15 protein-coding genes are annotated in these 18337 nt (G+C 34.0%); 8 read left to right on the forward strand and 7 right to left on the reverse strand.

Features of this window, described 5'->3' with window-relative positions; translation table 11 throughout:
- The first annotated feature begins 100 nt into the window (after positions 1 to 100).
- The 3 genes from EQG63_RS05715 to mscL all read left to right on the forward strand — a co-directional run bounded on the left by EQG63_RS05715 (position 101) and on the right by mscL (position 3635).
- Complete coding sequence (locus EQG63_RS05715; RefSeq protein ID WP_129435387.1) at positions 101 to 736, forward strand: thymidine kinase; 636 nt, start codon at positions 101 to 103, stop codon at positions 734 to 736.
- Positions 736 to 3180 carry a bifunctional UDP-N-acetylmuramoyl-tripeptide:D-alanyl-D-alanine ligase/alanine racemase gene (locus tag EQG63_RS05720; protein WP_129435389.1) on the forward strand — a complete coding sequence of 815 codons (2445 nt, stop codon included), beginning with the start codon at positions 736 to 738 and terminating at the stop codon, positions 3178 to 3180. The genes EQG63_RS05715 and EQG63_RS05720 overlap by 1 nt, the downstream gene beginning before the upstream one ends.
- A 77-nt stretch (positions 3181 to 3257) precedes the next feature.
- Positions 3258 to 3635, forward strand: a complete 378-nt coding sequence (gene mscL, locus EQG63_RS05725; protein WP_129435391.1) for a large conductance mechanosensitive channel protein MscL — start codon at positions 3258 to 3260, stop codon at positions 3633 to 3635.
- A 44-nt stretch (positions 3636 to 3679) separates the two neighbouring features.
- Here mscL and EQG63_RS05730 read toward each other — a convergent pair whose 3' ends face one another.
- Together EQG63_RS05730 and EQG63_RS05735 are read right to left on the reverse strand one after the other, a co-directional pair.
- The gene (locus EQG63_RS05730; RefSeq protein ID WP_129435393.1) at positions 3680 to 4063 is read right to left on the reverse strand and encodes a hypothetical protein; all 384 of its coding nucleotides are present in this window, start codon (positions 4061 to 4063) and stop codon (positions 3680 to 3682) included.
- A 9-nt stretch (positions 4064 to 4072) separates the two neighbouring features.
- On the reverse strand, positions 4073 to 6040 hold the full coding sequence (locus EQG63_RS05735) for a T9SS type A sorting domain-containing protein (RefSeq protein ID WP_129435395.1): 1968 nt from the start codon (positions 6038 to 6040) through the stop codon (positions 4073 to 4075).
- A gap of 236 nt (positions 6041 to 6276) precedes the next feature.
- On the opposite strand from EQG63_RS05735, the gene EQG63_RS05740 reads away from it, so the two are divergent.
- From EQG63_RS05740 to EQG63_RS05750, 3 genes are all read left to right on the forward strand, one after another.
- Positions 6277 to 7266, forward strand: a complete 990-nt coding sequence (locus tag EQG63_RS05740; protein WP_129435397.1) for an aspartate-semialdehyde dehydrogenase — start codon at positions 6277 to 6279, stop codon at positions 7264 to 7266.
- A gap of 80 nt (positions 7267 to 7346) precedes the next feature.
- On the forward strand, positions 7347 to 7700 hold the full coding sequence (locus EQG63_RS05745; RefSeq protein WP_129435399.1) for a hypothetical protein: 354 nt from the start codon (positions 7347 to 7349) through the stop codon (positions 7698 to 7700).
- Positions 7701 to 7769: 69 nt separating this feature from the next.
- Positions 7770 to 9974 (forward strand): TonB-dependent receptor, encoded by a 2205-nt coding sequence (locus tag EQG63_RS05750; protein ID WP_129435401.1) that lies wholly within the window; start codon positions 7770 to 7772, stop codon positions 9972 to 9974.
- Positions 9975 to 10037: 63 nt separating this feature from the next.
- On the opposite strand, the gene EQG63_RS05755 is transcribed toward EQG63_RS05750, so the two are convergent.
- Genes EQG63_RS05755 through EQG63_RS05775 form a run of 5 tightly spaced genes read right to left on the reverse strand, consistent with a single transcriptional unit; the run spans position 10038 to position 16449 of the window.
- The gene (locus EQG63_RS05755; RefSeq protein WP_129435402.1) at positions 10038 to 11423 is read right to left on the reverse strand and encodes a TolC family protein; all 1386 of its coding nucleotides are present in this window, start codon (positions 11421 to 11423) and stop codon (positions 10038 to 10040) included.
- Complete coding sequence (locus EQG63_RS05760) at positions 11407 to 12759, reverse strand: HlyD family secretion protein (protein ID WP_129435404.1); 1353 nt, start codon at positions 12757 to 12759, stop codon at positions 11407 to 11409. Before EQG63_RS05760 ends, EQG63_RS05755 begins: the two co-directional genes overlap by 17 nt.
- Positions 12760 to 12783: 24 nt before the next feature.
- Complete coding sequence (locus tag EQG63_RS05765; RefSeq protein ID WP_129435406.1) at positions 12784 to 14418, reverse strand: peptidase domain-containing ABC transporter; 1635 nt, start codon at positions 14416 to 14418, stop codon at positions 12784 to 12786.
- The gene (locus EQG63_RS05770; protein WP_129435408.1) at positions 14415 to 15086 is read right to left on the reverse strand and encodes a TetR/AcrR family transcriptional regulator; all 672 of its coding nucleotides are present in this window, start codon (positions 15084 to 15086) and stop codon (positions 14415 to 14417) included. The genes EQG63_RS05765 and EQG63_RS05770 overlap by 4 nt, the downstream gene beginning before the upstream one ends.
- A 1-nt stretch (position 15087) precedes the next feature.
- Positions 15088 to 16449: a TerC family protein gene (locus tag EQG63_RS05775; RefSeq protein WP_129435410.1), complete on the reverse strand. Its 1362-nt coding sequence runs from the start codon at positions 16447 to 16449 to the stop codon at positions 15088 to 15090.
- 261 nt (positions 16450 to 16710) lie between these two features.
- Here EQG63_RS05775 and EQG63_RS05780 point away from each other — a divergent pair, with 261 nt between their 5' ends.
- Positions 16711 to 17466 carry an abortive infection system antitoxin AbiGi family protein gene (locus EQG63_RS05780; RefSeq protein ID WP_129435412.1) on the forward strand — a complete coding sequence of 252 codons (756 nt, stop codon included), beginning with the start codon at positions 16711 to 16713 and terminating at the stop codon, positions 17464 to 17466.
- A gap of 180 nt (positions 17467 to 17646) precedes the next feature.
- Positions 17647 to 18336 carry a hypothetical protein gene (locus EQG63_RS05785; protein WP_129435413.1) on the forward strand — a complete coding sequence of 230 codons (690 nt, stop codon included), beginning with the start codon at positions 17647 to 17649 and terminating at the stop codon, positions 18334 to 18336.
- Position 18337: the final 1 nt, after the last annotated feature.

An 18337-nucleotide genomic window follows, 5' to 3' on the forward strand; every position in this document is an offset into this window, starting at 1 on the left:
AAATTTAAATTATAGTGGAAGAACAAATTTCTTTTATACTATTTTTGTTATGTTACAAAGTAATAAAAACTATTCATTTTTATCGTCATAAAAATAAAAAATGTTTCTTGAAAATACAGTAAATCATAAAGAACAATTTGGGTGGATTGAAGTCATCTGCGGTTCTATGTTTTCGGGCAAAACCGAAGAATTAATTCGCCGATTAAAACGTGCTCAATTCGCCAAACAAAAAGTGGAAATTTTTAAGCCATCGGTCGATACTCGTTATGATGAAGAAATGGTGGTTTCTCATAATAAAAATGAGATTCGTTCTACACCCGTTCCGGCGGCGGCCAATATTAGAATTCTTGCACAAGGTTGCGAGGTAGTAGGAATTGATGAAGCGCAGTTTTTTGACGATGAGATTATTTCCGTTTGTAATGATTTAGCCAATTCTGGAATTCGCGTAATTGTGGCGGGATTGGATATGGATTTTAAAGGAAATCCTTTCGGACCCATGCCAGCTTTAATGGCAACTGCCGAATATGTAACTAAAGTGCATGCGGTTTGCACTCGCACCGGAAATTTAGCGCATTATAGTTTTAGAAAAGCCGATAGTGATAGTTTGGTTTTGTTAGGAGAAACAGAAGAATACGAACCACTAAGTCGTGCTGCCTACTTTAATGCCATGCGTAACAATATGGATGTGATTGATGAAGAAATAATCAAAACCAACACACAACACAACGATTTATAATGAGTGTTTTACTAAAAGACATTATAGCAAGCATTCAGGCTGATATTAATTTTGACACTGTTTCGGAGACGATAAATACGATTTCTATCGACAGTCGTTCTTCCCAGAACAACGAAAAAACATTGTTTTTTGCACTTGTTGGTCCTAATCATGATGCCCATATATATATCGAAGAGCTTATAAATAAAGGGATTCGTTATTTTGTGGTCAATCATGTTCCTCAGGAATTAGAAAGTAAAGCCAATTTTCTTTTAGTTGAAGATACTTTGAAAGCACTTCAGGATTTTGCTAGCTATTATCGAAGTCTGTTTCATTTCCCTGTGATTGGAATTACCGGAAGCAACGGTAAAACCATTGTCAAAGAATGGCTAAATTTTCTTTTAGCACCCGATTATAATGTCATTAGAAGTCCCAAAAGTTATAACTCCCAAGTAGGTGTGCCTTTATCTGTGATTGGAATTAACGAACATCACAATTTCGGAATTTTTGAAGCGGGTATTTCTACTGTTGGTGAAATGTCTCATTTGCAGCAAATTATCAAGCCGACCATTGGTATTTTAACGAATATAGGTTCTGCTCACGACGAAGGATTTGATAATATTTCTCAAAAAATAAAGGAAAAATTACGATTGTTTACAGAAGTTGAGGTCTTAATTCTGAATAAAAACAAGACAATTGAAGCTTTTCTGAATAAAAATATCAAAACCTTTACTTGGAGTACGCAAGATCGAAATGCCGATGTTTTCTTTCAAAAAAATACGTATGAAGATTATTCGGAGTTAAATATCACTTACAATCAGTTGTGTTTTAAAGTGAACATTCCGTTTACGGACGAAGCCTCACTTGAAAATGTTATGCACTGTGTTTTAACACTTCTATATTTAAAGTACAGTCAAGAAACCATTCAAGAAAGAATTGCTGAATTGTATCCTGTAGAGATGCGATTAAAAGTCAAAAACGGAAGTAATAATTGTACTTTAATTGATGATAGCTATAGTTCCGATTTTCAATCACTTAAGATTGCATTAGACTTTCTTGAAAATCAAAATCAACATAAAAAAAGGGCACTGATTTTATCCGATATTTTTCAGTCGGGATTGTCGGATGAAGAGCTGTATTCGAGAGTTTCTCAATTGATTATTTCTCATAAAATCAATCGTGTTTTTTGTATCGGTGAAACGGTATCGAAGTTTAAAAATAAATTCCTTAATGCGGTTTCATTCCAAACTACAGAGGATTTTATTAAAGCCTTTGAAGACTTGAATTTTGCCAATGAAACAATATTAATTAAAGGTTCACGTCAATTTGAATTTGAAAATATTGTTTCGTTATTAGAAGAAAAAACACACGAGACAGTTCTAGAAATTAATCTAAATGCCATAAGTCATAATTTGAACTATTTCAAATCGAAATTGAACCCTAAAACCAAATTAATGGTGATGGTGAAAGCGTTTGGTTACGGAAGTGGGAGTTATGAAATTGCCAAATTGTTAGCCCATCATAAAGTAGATTATTTGGGTGTGGCTTTCGCCGATGAAGGAATAGAATTGTGTAAAGCGGGAATTGAATTGCCCATTATGGTGATGAATCCTGAAATGACCAGTTTTCAATCGATTATTCAATATGGATTAGAACCTGAAATCTACAGCTTTCGTGGATTAAAAGCTTTTCTGAAAATCGCCGAAGAAAAGAAATTGGAAAACTACCCGATTCATATTAAAATTAATACTGGAATGAATCGTTTGGGTTTCGATACCGAAATGCTGCCTGAATTAGTTGAGATTTTGAGCCATTCCAAAAGGGTAACGATAAAAAGTATATTATCACATTTAGCTTCTAGTGATGTTCCTGAGCATAAAGATTTTACACTGCAGCAAATAACCGATTTTGATAACGATTCGACTTATTTGATGAAAGGATTGAATATTAATCCTATTCGACATATTTGCAATACTTCTGGCATTAGTAATTATCCAGGAGCACAGTTCGATATGGTTCGTTTGGGGATTGGTTTGTATGGTGTTTCAAACGAATCACACGAGCAAAGTAAATTAGAACATGTTGGGACGTTAAAATCTGTCATTTCACAAATCAGAACTATTGAAATTGGTGAAAGCGTTAGCTATGTACGTCGATTTATAGCTACTAGAAAAACAAAAGTGGCTACAATACCCATTGGATATGCAGATGGCATTTCAAGGCTATGGGGTAGTGGTGTAGGCTATGTTCTTGTCAACAATAAAAAAGCACCTATTTTGGGAAGCATTTGCATGGACATGTTAATGGTGGATGTAACCGATATTAATTGTTTTGAAGGAGGGGAAGTAATCATTTTTGGAAAAGATCCTTCAGTAAACGATATCGCGAAAGCAACCAATACTATTCCTTATGAAATTTTGACTAGTATTTCCGCTAGAGTAAAACGCGTTTTTTATCGCGAATAAAATTTTAGTGATTTTTCAAATAAAATGTTAAATTAGCTATTCAATTAATAAAAACTAACCAAAAAAAACAATTGATTATGGGAATGATTTCTGAATTTAAAGATTTTATTGCAAAAGGCAATGTAATGGATTTAGCCGTAGGGGTTATTATTGGAGGTGCATTTAGCGGAATTGTAACTTCTCTTGTTGGAGATGTAATTACTCCAGCACTTTTAAATCCAGCGCTTAAGGCTGCACAAGTGGAAGATTTAGCGGGCTTAAAAACCGATGGAGGAATTCTGTATGGTAAATTTTTAGCTGCAATCATTAGCTTTTTAGTTATTGCATTTGTGATTTTCTTATTAGTTAAAGGCCTTAATGGAATGAAGAAGAAAGCCGAAGAAGCTCCAGCGGCACCAGCAGGACCTTCTCAAGAAGAATTATTGACTCAAATTAGAGACTTACTTAAAAAATAAGAATCTGTATATAAATAAAAAGGAGGACCTAAGTCCTCCTTTTTTTATTCTCTAACGGTGAGCCAACTTTTGGCTTTTTGCGGTACTCCTAATAGTATCAGAAGGACTAGAGGTAAGCACCAGTTGGACGATCTTTCGATAAATTCTACGATAGATTCTCCTGAAATGGGTCGACTCAAAGCCGTCATAAATGCCCACAAAATGGCCCATCCCACTACTGCGCGAATGGGATAGAATAAAACCAAAATGGCGACTATAATATCCACAATTCCAATATAAGGCATTAAAGTAATGGCTTGACTTTCGCTAAATCCGAAACAAGTCAATAACGGAATCCATTTTGGATTGATACCAAGTGCTACTATTCCATGACCTAAAAACGTTCCGAAAACACCAACTCTAATGCACTTTTCAAGAATTTTATCCATCGTACTGAACTATTTTTTAATTAAAATTGAACTATCTTTTTGATTTTCCATTTGAATTTCAAAAGCATAGACTCCAGCAGTTAATGCAGATGCATTATAGCTATAAGTAAACTCAGTAGCTGATTTCGTAGTTTTTTCTGTTGCTACCAGTTTTCCTTTTATGTCATAAATACTGATGGTTACGTCTCCGGTATTTGGAGAAGAATACTCTACTTTGAACACATCTTTTACTGGATTTGGATATAATTTTATCGGATAAAAAATGCCTTTAGGAGCGTCAGTCGTTAAATACGGTTTGTTGATGCAGAAATTATCTATAGAAGTATTCGAATCGTCGTAAACCGTTCCGCAAAGCGTTGTGTTGGTCACGTCAAACATCACATAATGATAATCGGATTTAAAAGTTTGCAATAGGGAAGAGGTTCCTGCCGTATACAAAGGAGCACCAGCACCACCACAAACTACTTGACATCTGCCTTCGGTTGGCAAACTTCCATAATTGGCTACTGCATTTGTAGTGCTTATATTTCTATTGATGGGTTTGAATCGTTCGTACAAATGATCGTGACCTGTTAAAATTAAATCTACACCATAATCATCAAAATCTTTAAACCAAGTATTCCAATAGCTGTCCATTTCGCCTGCATGCGGTCCAACCGTATAGAAAGGTCGGTGGAAGGATATAATTTTCCATTTTTTACCTGCATTGGCAATCAACGTATTATGCAACCAAGTGCGTTGAGCAGCATCGCCTGGCGTTTCTGAATTCAAACAAATAAAAATAGCTTCTCCATACTCTACTGAATAATACAATTCGGTTGTAGGAACATTGTTTTTTGGTAAATCAAAAATATTCTGATAATAAGAGGCCGCCGCCACATCGTGATTGCCTTGTGCGTGTAGTATCATTTTGTTTTCAATTAAATTGGTTCCATTATCAAACCAGGCGTCCCATTGCGAATTAGAACTTCCAGTATCGACGATATCTCCGTTAAATACTACAAATGCAGGATTTCTATTATTGATTAAAGTTGCAATCGTATTCCAAACCCCAACATTTGTTCTGCTATCACCCACAGCGGCAAAAGAAAAAGTATTGGTATTCAATGGAGGTGAAGTAGTATAGGTTTTTTGTGCTGACCAATTGCCAGAAACCGAATCAAATAACGAATAGTAGATAGTAGCATTTGAAGTTAACACACCCGGAAAAGTAAAGCTGAAAAACTTATTGGTTGCAGCAGCATAACCGGCTCTCGAAGTAACATTGGTGGTTCCTTGTTCGTAACCTGTAGTATATCCCCATTTAATTTGGTCAGTTGTTGCTGCAGTTGAATTTGTCCAAGCTATGGTTAATCCTTCCAATGGATTTTTGGTCGTTCCCCAACGAATGTGTTTTTGTGTAAGAGATGGCGGAGCAGAAGTATTTCCAAGTAATTCTAAATCGAAACTGATGTCGGAGCTATTGGCTACGTTTTGATGAATTTCAACCGCAATTGTATTACTTCCGGTTACGAAAGTTCCAATTGGTAATGTCGCCGTTTGAAAACCTGCACCATCATCACTCGCTAAAGACGCCAAAGTAGTATACGAGGCACCAGCGGCTAAATTATCTCTGTACACTTCAGTACCATTAACATAAACAGCAACACCGTCGTCTCTTTTTACTCGTAGTGTATAGTTTAAAAACAAACTAGCATCGGCTATGGTAAAGGTTTTTCTAAAGTAAGTGGTGATATGCTTATTTGAAGCATTTCCACCGAAACTAACAATGGTTGTTTCGTCTCCGTCTCCGTAACCTAGTTGTGCATTCCCTTGTGCCCAACCGGTTTCATTAATTGTAGTGGCGGTCCAAGCATTGCCTTGATTGGAACCATTGTCTAAATATTTCCAAGAGGAACCAGTATTCACCAGTGTTGTTTGTGAAAACAGTACGTTATGCATCCCCACGCATAACAACATAAAAAGCATTTTTTTCATTTTTTTTAGTTTGTTGGTGTTTCGTATTTTTTTGACAAAAATATTTGTTTACAGTTTATTTGATGACCTTCTGATGTTATCATTTCGTAAATATAAGTTTATGTTCCCCTTGATAGATGCGGTTTTTCCTTTTTCATGATTTTATTTTTTAACATATTGTAAAAATTTGTTAACTCGTATTTTAAAAACAATTATTATTTACTTTTGTCAAATAAAATTTAAACACACTCCATACAATGAAAATAGCCGTAGTAGGTGCTACCGGAATGGTAGGCGAAGTTATGCTTAAAGTCTTAGCAGAAAGAAATTTTCCTGTAACCGAATTAATTCCTGTTGCTTCTGAGAAATCAGTAGGGAAGGAAGTGGAATATATGGGTAAAGCCTATAAAGTAGTGGGAATGCAAACAGCTGTAGACATGAAAGCTGATATTGCTATATTTTCGGCAGGTGGAGATACGTCTAAAGAATGGGCTCCTAAATTTGCAGCAGCAGGCACTACCGTTATTGATAATTCTTCTGCATGGAGAATGGATCCGACTAAAAAACTAGTGGTTCCTGAAATTAATGCTTCCGTTTTGACAAAAGAAGATAAGATTATTGCCAATCCGAACTGTTCTACGATTCAGTTGGTGATGACTTTAGCACCACTACATAAAAAATACGATATCAAACGTGTCATTGTTTCTACCTATCAATCGATTACAGGAACTGGAGTTAAAGCGGTTAAACAATTGGAAAATGAATATGCTGGAATTCAAGGCGAAATGGCGTACAAATACCCAATTCACCGTAATTTAATTCCGCAATGTGATGTTTTTGAAGACAACGGTTATACCAAAGAAGAAATGAAATTGGTTAGAGAAACTCAAAAAATCCTTGATGACAGAACGATAGCTGTAACGGCTACAGCAGTTCGTGTTCCAGTAGTGGGTGGTCATAGTGAAGCGGTAAATGTGGAGTTTGAAAATGATTTCGAAGTGAATGAAGTGCGTTCTATTTTACACCATACTTCTGGAATTACCGTACAAGATAATATCGATACATTCACATTCCCAATGCCATTATATGCAGAAGGTAAAAATGACGTATTTGTAGGCCGTATCCGTCGTGATGAAAGTCAGCCGAATACCTTAAACATGTGGATTGTTGCTGACAACTTGCGTAAAGGAGCTGCAACCAATGCCGTACAAATTGCAGAATATTTAGTGGAGCACAAATTGGTATAACCTATCCATTTTTATAATATTTAAAATCCGTTTAACATTTTGTTGAGCGGATTTGTTTTTTGTTATTATATTTGTTTCAAATGAATAAAAAAATAAACATATTTAGTTTTTCCCTTTTAGGAGCGTTATTGTTCGCCATAACCTTCCAATCGGTGCATTCATTTGAACATTTGGTGAAACAATTAAGTACAGAACATTGTGCGCATCAATACGATCATTCCCATACTGTAATTTCTCACGCTCACACCGATTTTGATCATTGTTTTAGTTGTGAGTACAGTTTTAATAATTTTACGTTTACCGACTTTATTTCTTTCGAAATTCCTATTTCGATCGAGTACAATACTATCAGTTTGTTTGGTTACGGTGAAAAATTAATTTTTTTCTCTGGTAGTGCTTTAAATTCCCGTGGACCACCTTCGATTACTGCTTAAATTATTTAATTCAATTATTCTGTATAAGAATCAATTGGAGTTTTCTTATTTAACAATAATCAAAATCTCATGAAATACATTTTACTAGCCCTTTTTCTAGGGTTTTCGATATTTGTATCGGCACAAAATACTATAAAAGGTACCGTTACAGATCCTACTAAAAATACCATTGAAGGTGTAATGGTTTCCTTCCCCGAATTGCACAAAGAAACTACCACAAATGAAAAAGGAGAATATAGTATTACCAATCTTCCGAGCGGAAATTTTACCATTTCTTTTTCCCATCCAAATTTTGACACACAATCATCTGTAATTGCAATCAATAAAGAAATAGTTCTTGATATTACTTTAGAAGAAGAACATACACACCATATTGAAGAAGTTATCCTTTCTACTAAATTCAATAAAGTGCAATCGCAAAACGTCATGAAAGTCGAGCACAGTTCCATTAAAGCCCTACAACAAAAAGGAGCGGCTACCTTAATTGAAGGTTTGGCTACCATTCCAGGAGTATCACAAATTTCTACTGGAACTTCTATTGGAAAGCCTGTCATTAGAGGTTTAAGCGGCAATCGCGTCTTGGTCTATTCGCAGGGTGTACGTCTAGAAAACCAACAATTTGGCGAAGAGCACGGATTGGGTTTGAGCGACAGTGGTGTGGAAAGTGTTGAAATCATCAAAGGGCCTGCCTCTTTATTGTATGGTTCCGATGCTTTGGGTGGTGTGTTGTATTTGAATCCTGAGAAGTTTGCCAAAGCCAACACGTATCAGGCTGATTTAAGTCAGAAATACTTTAGTAATACTATGGGTTCTAACACTTCATTTGGTTTAAAATCTTCTTCCGAAAATTGGAAATTTTTAGTCCGTGGTGGTTATAATTCACATGCCGATTATAAAGTAGCCGATGGCACTCGTGTGACCAATACCCGTTTTGAAGAAACCGATGCCAAAATTGGTGTGGGCTATGCCAACTCGAAATTCTCGAGTACGTTCCGTTACAACATCAACAACCTGGCTTTAGGCTTGCCAGAAGAAGTGGGAGATCAAACCACCAAACGAAATCCTGATTTTCCACGTCAAGGCGTTTTAGGACAAATTATGAGTTTGCACAATACTTTTTTCTTGAAAAATTCGAAAATTGAAGCCGATTTCGGATACATTTCCAACAAAAGAAAAGAGTTTGAAGATTCGAATGTTCCGTTATTGGACATGAATTTGCAAACGTTGAATTATGATTTGAAGTATTTCCTTCCGAAGTTTGGAAATTTTGAAACGATTGTCGGCGTACAAGGAATGAATCAAACCAATGACAATTTGGGCGAAGAATTATTAATTCCGAATGCGACGACCAAAGACTTGGGCGGATTAATCACCACCAATTACGAATGGAATAAAAACGTGATTCAAGCCGGAATTCGTTTCGACAGTCGCACCATCACTACCGAAAACCACGGTGTAATAGGAGAGGAAGGTTATTTTGAAGCTATTGACAAGCAGTTTACTAGTTTTAATGCTTCCTTGGGCTATAAAACCAATCTAACTGAAAAAATAACGATGCGAGTAAATGTAGCGTCAGGATTTCGTGCGCCAAACTTAGCAGAGTTAACGTCTAACGGAGTCCACGAAGGCAGTAACCGTTATGAAATTGGAAATACAAACCTTAAAAACGAACAAAATATTCAAGCCGATTTGAATTTGGAATATGGGAATGAGCATTTTGAAGTCTTTGTAAACGGATTTTATAACCATATTGCTAATTATATTTTTATCGCACCCACTGGCGATGTAATAGACGATAATGATGTTTATAATTATGTACAAGACAATGCCAAATTGTTTGGTGGTGAAGCGGGCATCCACATTCATCCACATCCTATCGATTGGTTGCATTTGACGTCTAGTTTTGAAAGTGTGACTGCTGAAAACGATAACGGTGACAACCTGCCTTTAATTCCTGCCAACAAATGGAATACCAACGTGCGTGCCGATTTTAAACTAGGTAAAACGGTTACCGACGGTTATATAAACACTGCAGTTGAAACCACATTGGCGCAAAACAACATTTCGCCTTTTGAAACGAAAACACTTGATTATACCTTATTGAATTTTGGATTGGGTGGCAAAATTACTTTCGGAAATTTTAAATTTGAAACCACCCTAAATGCGAATAATCTTTTGAATAGAAATTATGTGTCACATTTGTCCCGATTAAAAGCCGACGGCATTGCCAATATGGGAAGAAACATTATACTGGGCATCAATTTCAATCTATAACGAATCCTTTTAATAAAAAAAGACGAAGTATTGCTTCGTCTTTTTTTATCCTATAAAAGGTAATTACAATTCGGGTTTACCATACGATTGATACAAACTAATAATAGCGGTATACCATCTATTTTCCATTGCAATGTTGTTGATTTGAGCACTCACTAAAGAATTTTCTCTAGAATTGATGACAAACAAAGAGCTTTCTCCAATTTCAAATAATCGATCTTCTCCTTTAAGCATTACGTCATAATCGGATACTAAGCGATTCGTATAGTCCAATTGCTTTTTTAGTGAAACTATTTCTTGCTCTTGTGCTTTGACTTTGTTTTGCAATTGAATGCTCTCAAATTCTAAGCTATATTTTGAATCTTGAATTTTAAGTTGTGCCAATTTTAACCCAGCACGTTCTTTTCGTAAAAATATCGGCATACTAAAATTGACTCCTAGCTTGTAATCTTGAAATCGATATTGGTTAAAATTACTTGGTTCGGATAAATAATTATAACTCAAGTCTACTTTGGGTAATAATGCATTTGCCTTTACTTTTCTATCAATTTCTAACATATTTATTTTAGTATTCCAAGCTTGAATTTTGGGATGGTTTTCAGCGATAAAAGCATTGAATTTTTTATAATTGAGGACTTCTTCAATGGTATTTTTCAAATTGCTTTCTGGTGAAAGTGTTTCGGAAATCTCTAATGGAATCGCATCTACTGTCCAAACATAATTCGATAACGCCAATCGCGATTTTGTTAGTTTCAAATTGGCATCTTCCAAATTCAGTTTTCGACTTTTAACGACTATACCCGCTTCAATGCTATCTATGGCAGGCTTGTCACCTTGTTCAATCAATTTACTAACCCCTTTGTAGCGAAGTTCGGCATTTTTTAAATAGTTTTCATACAGTTTTACTTCGTCGTAATGTCGTTTCCAATCAAAATAGCGCAACGACGCTTCGTAAATAATTTCTAGTGCTTGTAAATCACGTTCGGCAGTATTTAAAGATTGAGCCAGTTTTGCTTTTCTAATGTCAGCCATTCGTTGATTGACAAATAAACCTTGTCCAATAGGAATTGATACTCCTACAGAAGTTAATCCTTGGTTGGGCGTATTCATTTCAGGATTCACATAAATACCTTCGTTATTGTCAAAAGCTCCTTTTATTTCAATGCCATACCAAGTCGGAATTTTAAAACTTCCATTAAAGAGGGAATAATAATTTTTATCTTTAAATTCCTTTTTGTCATAATCTATTTCGATTTTAGGATCAAAGGCACCTCGAGCTTGCATCAATTGTACTTGTGCTTCGGTAATATTCAGATTGGCTTGTTTGACTAATGGATGGTACTTTTTGACATAGCCCAAGAATTCGTTATAGGTTAATTCTTTGGATTGTGAAAAACCAGACCAAACGAGTAAAAACAAAGCAAGCAGAAAACTATTTTTTTTGTTCATCTTTCTTAGCATTTTCAACTTTATAAAAATTAGGTGGAAAACCATTAAGTGTACGCCAAATTTCAAACCAGATAGGCACATCATTGAGTAAAGCCAACGTTTGTGCTCCCGCACCAATACTTAAGAGTTCCGGCCATTTTTTATCAGCAGCGTCTGGCGCAATCAGTATACGGTATTTACCATTTTGACTGATGAAGTTTTCTTTGGCTACAATAACACCGCCATAGGTGCCATAGGAAGCCCCAGGCCACCCACTAAAAATGATGGTGGGCCAGCCGTCAAACCAAACTCTAATTTTTTCGCCTTTATTGATTAAAGGAAAATCGATAGGATCGATATACGTTTCTACTGCGATATCAAAATTAGCTGGCATTATACTCACAACTGGTGTTCCTTCTTTCATGGTTTCACCAATTCCAGAACGAATGGCTCTATTTACATAGCCATCTTGTGGTGCCGTGATGTAATACAGGCCATTTCGGATTTGATAATTTTTATACTGATTTTTTAACTTGTTCACTTGCGCTTCCGTATCAAATTGAGCACTCAAAGCGGTTTGTTTGTCACTACTTGCTTTGGCATTTTTTTCGGAATATTCGGCATTGATTCGGCTTAATTCCATGGTTGCGTTTAATACGTCATTTTTGCTCGCTATGTATTTGTTTTCTGACGTAATTATTTTGGCTTCAGTATCCTGCAATTTCATTCGTTTTTCTTCCACATCCGATACTGGTTTCAAACCTTCTTTATTCAGTGTTACCGATCGGTTGTATTGCGTTCGACTGATTTTGAGTTGTGTTTTTGCCGCTTCAAATTCGATACTATCACTTTTTACCTTAAGATAGGCTTGCTGTAATTTGTTTTTGGCTTGTTGAAATTTCAAACCTTTTTCGTTAGTAATCGCACTGATTTGCATGTCCAATGCTTTTGCTTTTTGCTCATAAGATTGCACAGCACTTTCTTTAGCTTTGACTTGATTCCCCGTATTTTCTACCAAATTTGGATCAAGATAATCTTCCTTAATTTCAGAGATGAATAAAATAGTGTCGCCTTTTTTGACAAAATCGCCTTCCTGTACATACCATTTTTCAATTCTTCCGGCAATGGCTGTTTGAATTTCCTGCGGGCGTTGGTTGGGTTTTAAAGTAGTGACAAAGCCGCTTCCTTTAATGTTTTGCGTCCACGGCATAAACAAGCCTAATACCACTAGTAAAGCCGTAGCTAAAAGAATTTTTCTAATGATCTTATATTGACCTTTATCTGCAAAAACCAATGTCGATTGGTATTTCGATAAGTCAATTAATTTTTCGATTCTATTGTTCGTAATATTTAGCATCGTAATTCATTTATCGTTTAACAATTAAACCAGTGCAATTGTTTTGTTACATTTTTCCTCCCAATACGGATGCTTCGCCACGACAACTAATGTCCACTTGTTCTCTGGACTCGTTAGGAAATCAATAATGGCTTTGGCGGTTGTTTCATCAGCTTTATCAATTGGATCTTCCAAGAATAGTACTTGTGGGTTGTTAATGATGCATCGCGCAAGCATAATTTTCTGAATCACAGAAGAATTAATTTGTTTTCCCTGTGGAAATAAATGCGTGTCTAATCCTTTGGGAAGGTTTTTAATGTTCTCTGTTAATTTTACTTTTTCTAAAACGTCATGTACTTGTTCTAAAGTGATAGCTGGATTATTATTGGTAATATTCTCGTAAATGGTACCGTCAAACGGACTTTCGTTTAAAGCGATAAACCCAATTTTAGAACGGTATGCTTCCAAAGAAAGCAATTTGGAGTTAGTATCGTTAATGTATAGCGTTCCCGAACTAGGTTCGAACAAGCGCGCCAACAATCGCAATAAAGTAGTTTTTCCCGATCCATTTTCTCCTTTTAAGACCACTTTGTCTCCGGCTTCAATTTTGAGATTTACCCCCGAAATCGTTGGAAGTTCGCTATTTGGGTAGTAATAGGTTAAGTCTTTGGTTTCAATACTAAAAGACGTATTTTCTCCCAATGAATATTTAGAATTGACATTGTTTTCTTCAATTTCCATGTCCACGACCTGTCCAATTTTTTCTAAAGAAGTCAGGACATCATAAAACAATTCCAATCCCGAAAACAATTTTTCCACTGCCGCAATGATCGATAAAATCACAATTTCTGCCGCTACGAACTGACCGATATTCATTTGCTGATTTAAAACCAACAAGCCTCCTACGATTAACAAACCAGCCGTCAGTAACACCTTGAATCCGATTAATTGTATGAATTGTTTTTTAAGGACTTTGAAATGTTTTTCTCGGTAGCCTAAATATTCGCTGACAATGGCATCATTTTTTGCTAGAGAAAATTCGAAAGCATGCACATTTTTAAAACTAATATGATTGCGAGCAATTTCCTGCAACCAATGCGCTACTTTGTATTTGTATTTCGATTCTTTTAAACTGGTCGTAAGTCCAATTTCGAAATTGGCTCTATAAATAAAATACAACAGCACTAATAGTATCACTCCGAAGAAAATAAAGAAAGAATGATACAGCGATAGTAATACAATCCCAAATAAAATTTGCAATAGGGCAGTAGAACTGTCTAGTAATAATTTTGAAACCCCTTTTTGAATGTTTAAGGTATCAAAAAAACGATTCGCCAATTCGGGTGGGTACTGATTGTAATACTCACTTTGTTTGATTTTTGGAAAACGATACGCCAATTCGAATGAAGAGCGCACAAATATTTTTTGCTGCAAGTTTTCGGAAATACGGAACTGCATGATTTTTAAAATGCCGACCAAACTCACCCCTAATACCACAATCACGACCAAAACCATCCAAGACGTGCTAATTTTTCCGGCTTGAATAAAGTTAATGATCGATTGAATGCCCAGCGGCAACGACAAACTGATGATTCCCGCAAATATGGCGTAGAGAAAGATTTGATAAATATCTTTTTTATCTAAGGCTATAAGTTTTTTAAAACGTTTTAACGGTGTCATGCTAGTACTTTTTTAACTAAATCAATATAAAATTCCGATACATTATTATGGGGTTCAAAACTGGTAATGGTTTTAAAATGCCATTTAATATATTGCTGGTGTAAGGCGCCTTCTACCACCGAAGAAGCCAAACTTTTCGCATATTGATACTCTGGATTCACTTCTTGAATGATTGCGATTATTCTATTAATCACACTTTTATAGACCAAAAAGAAGCCTTCTTTGTTTTCTTCATCGACTTCTTTGGTTAAAAAGGTTTTATTGAATTCGGAAACAATAATGCGGTGCAATACTTCCTCATTAATATGTGAGGTATTCGTGTCATCGTCAATATTTTGTGTGACAATGGTAATAGCTTTTTCTAGTTTTTGGTGGCTATCGGTTATGTTTTGCGTGGCAAATACCAAGTTGTATTCGATCCAAGTCCAATACCACGACGACAAATACACGAGGAGTTTGTGTTTGTTTTCAAAATAGCGATAAATCGAACTTTCATTGGAATTAATGCGTTCGCCCAGTTTTTTAAAGGTGTAGTGCTCAAAGCCTATTTCGTCGATTAGGAGTATGCTTTGTTCCAGTATTTTGCGTCCCAATTCAGACGTTTCAGGATCTTTGACGTACAACTTTGGGTTGATCGTGATTTTAAAGTTTGATAATAAGTTCTGCATATTAAAATTGTATTTTTAGTCCAAAGTTCAACGGTTGAATATTTTGGTCCTCCATTTTAATTTTGTTTTTTTCTAAATTCAAATATTGCAAGTGATCTAAACCTTCAATCCCTTTTGGAATAGATTTAAATTTGTTTTCATTTAAATATAACGTTTCCAAATGCTTTAACTCATTAAAATTTGAAGGAAGATTTTTTAAATTGTCATTTTCTAAATGAATAATATGGAGGTGAGGTAACACTTTTAATATTTCAATATTTTGATATAAATCAATATTTTTATCTTCATTCAAGTATATTTCTTCTAAATTACTTAGTTTTTTAAATTCTATTGGAAGTTGAGAAAACTCATTTCCACTCAAATCTAATACTTTTAAATTTTTTAGCGTACCAATTTGAGAAGGCAATACTTTTAGATGCTCATTTTTTAAACTAAGATATTCTAAATTAGTATATATACTTAAATCAATTGTGTTGATATCGATTTTTTGATTACTCAAATCGAGTCTTTTCACGTTACTTGGAAATTTTAACGCCTCATTAATTGTACTGAATGTTGTTTCTTGTGAAAAGCTTAAAGTACTCATAAAAATCAATACAATGGGAATCACATTTTTAAGGGTTTTCATTTGAACTACATCCACAAAAAAAGCAAAAGCCATTGAGAAATAAATATATCCTTTTGGAATTTCAAAGTTAAATCCTTCGGCTAAAAGAGAAACACCAATAATCATTAAAAAGCACAACGCTAAGACTTTAAAAGAAGGATGTTTATGAATAAAATTACTAATAGGTTTAGAAGCAATTAACATTATGATTACCGTTATCACAACGGCAGCATACATAATCCACAACTCATTTACCATTCCAACGGCAGTTATAATAGAATCGATAGAAAAGACCAAGTCAAGTATAATTACTTCCAATAATAATTTTTTAAAATTTGCTTTCTTAGGTACAACTATATCCGATTTATTTTGTTCTTCCGTTTTATGATAAATTTCTTTCGTGCTTTTATAAATTAGAAATAAACCTCCAAGAATGAGAATAATTCCTTTTCCTGTAAAATCTACCGAAAATGCCGTAAAGAGGATTTGATCTAATTTAAGTATCCAGCTAATAAGTGCCAAAAGAGCTAAACGCATTATCATGGCTAATCCTATACCTAAGTACCTTAATTTATTCCTTTGACTTTGCGGAAGTTTATCCGCTAAAATTGAAATAAAAATGATATTGTCTATCCCTAAAATTACTTCTAAAGCAATTAACGATAATAAAGGTACAATGACTTCCATACTTTTAATATTTAAATTAATTATGCGCAAATATAATAGTATTACTATTAATATATGAAAGTTTAACATTTGTTTAAGAGATGTTTTGTTTTTAAGTTATTGAATTGCAAAGTTTTATGATAAATAATATCATAAAAATAATAAAACAAAGCACTGTTTTAATGTTTGCAATTAATGATGTCTCACTAATATTAGTGAGATAAAAATACCAGAATTAGGTGATTTCATAGGTGATAGTTATTGTGTAGGTTTGGGAAGATTTAAGTGTTTTTTTTTAAAGCAAGAAAATATTTATGATTTAGCGTTAATTTTTAACCAACATCTAAAAAAATGGGATTAAGTTCAAATACAGTTACGCATTTTACCAAAAGTCTATCAAATCTAAAAGGTATTCTCACTGAAAATTTCAAAGTTAGATATTGTAGAGAAATAATAAACGCTAAAAGTAAAACATATGATTTATTAGTTCCGATGGTTTCATTTTGTGATATTCCATTTTCGCAAATCGTTAACCACATTGATAGTTATGGCTGTTATGGAATTGGACTTAAAAAAAAATGGGCTGAAGAATGTGGGCTTAATCCAGTTTTATATCTCGATAAACATTCATCGTTAACAGAAAACATGTTGTTACATTTATATAAGCATTTAACTGCCTCAAAATCGAAAGTTACCGAACTAGACAGTGATGAAAAATGCAGGTTCGACATAATACGATACACAAAAAATTATCAAGGCGATTTAAATAGAATTGGAAAAAAAGCAATTAAAGATTATAGATTTTCAGATGAAAGAGAATGGAGATATGTTATTGATCCAAAATTAGATTATCCATTATTCGGTAATTTGAAAAACATAACTGTTGCTAAAATTCCAGAAGCTAAGAATATGCAGAATAAAAAAATTGAAACTGAAAGATTACAATTTACGCCTGAGGATATTAATTACATAATAGTTAAGTATGAATCGGAAAGAGATAAAGTTATCGAGACTTTAGAAAAAGTTAATGCTAAATATCCACATGAACAAGTTAAGCGATTAATAAGCCGTATTATTTCTGTTGAACAATTAAGAACAGATTTTTAAAACTATCACTAGCAGCGGTTTCATGAAATAGCGAGCTGTTTAAGCCGGTTACCGATTTTCCGCTGAAAACCTTATTAGACAGAAACAAATAGTTCACTTAGCCGAAGAAGTTTCAAAACGGAGAGACTTTACAAACAATATATCACAGACAGTGAAAATTTTAACTATTCAATACAACAAATGAAAAATTTTTCGTTAAAAAGAATAAAAGAACAATTAGAAGAAAATAAAATATTTTTTGAAATAATTTATATTGGTCTTTTATCATTTATGGCAGTTTTTGTTTCAATTCAAGCAAACAATATTTCAGATAATCAAACAAAAATAATGGAGTTTGAAAATACTCCAAAAATTGAGATTAGATCTAAACAAGTTTATAATGATACTTTGGGATATCGTTATAAAGAGAAATGGCTCATTTATAACAAGAATAGTAAACTTTCCAATTTTGATGTTCTAGATACTAAATCATTTTTAGTCTATCATGAAAAACAAATTTCTACACGGGATTCAATTATTTTTCCTATTAATCATTATATAAATACATCTGGAACTTTGTTTGATCAAAATGAAGGGTTATTATACGAATTTGATAATGAAGAGAATGGATTATATTTTAGAAATCTGGATTTAGCAACTAAACAAAATGGTTATCTTCAAATTAATAATTATATTAAAATTTCATACTCAACAGTATTAAATAATAACATTGAAAAGTATTATCAAATTTCACCAATTATTCAAGAAATACCTTTGAAAGAGTGGGAAAAAATAACAAATTTATTCATAGATAAATCTGAATCCATGGTTTCACTTATTGAAATTGATTCTACTAAATTTAAAAAAATGATTAAAAATTACCGTTACTGAT

Origin of the sequence: Flavobacterium amnicola (genome assembly GCF_004122165.1) — a bacterium.
In the GTDB taxonomy this organism is placed as follows: Bacteria; Bacteroidota; Bacteroidia; order Flavobacteriales; family Flavobacteriaceae; genus Flavobacterium; species Flavobacterium amnicola.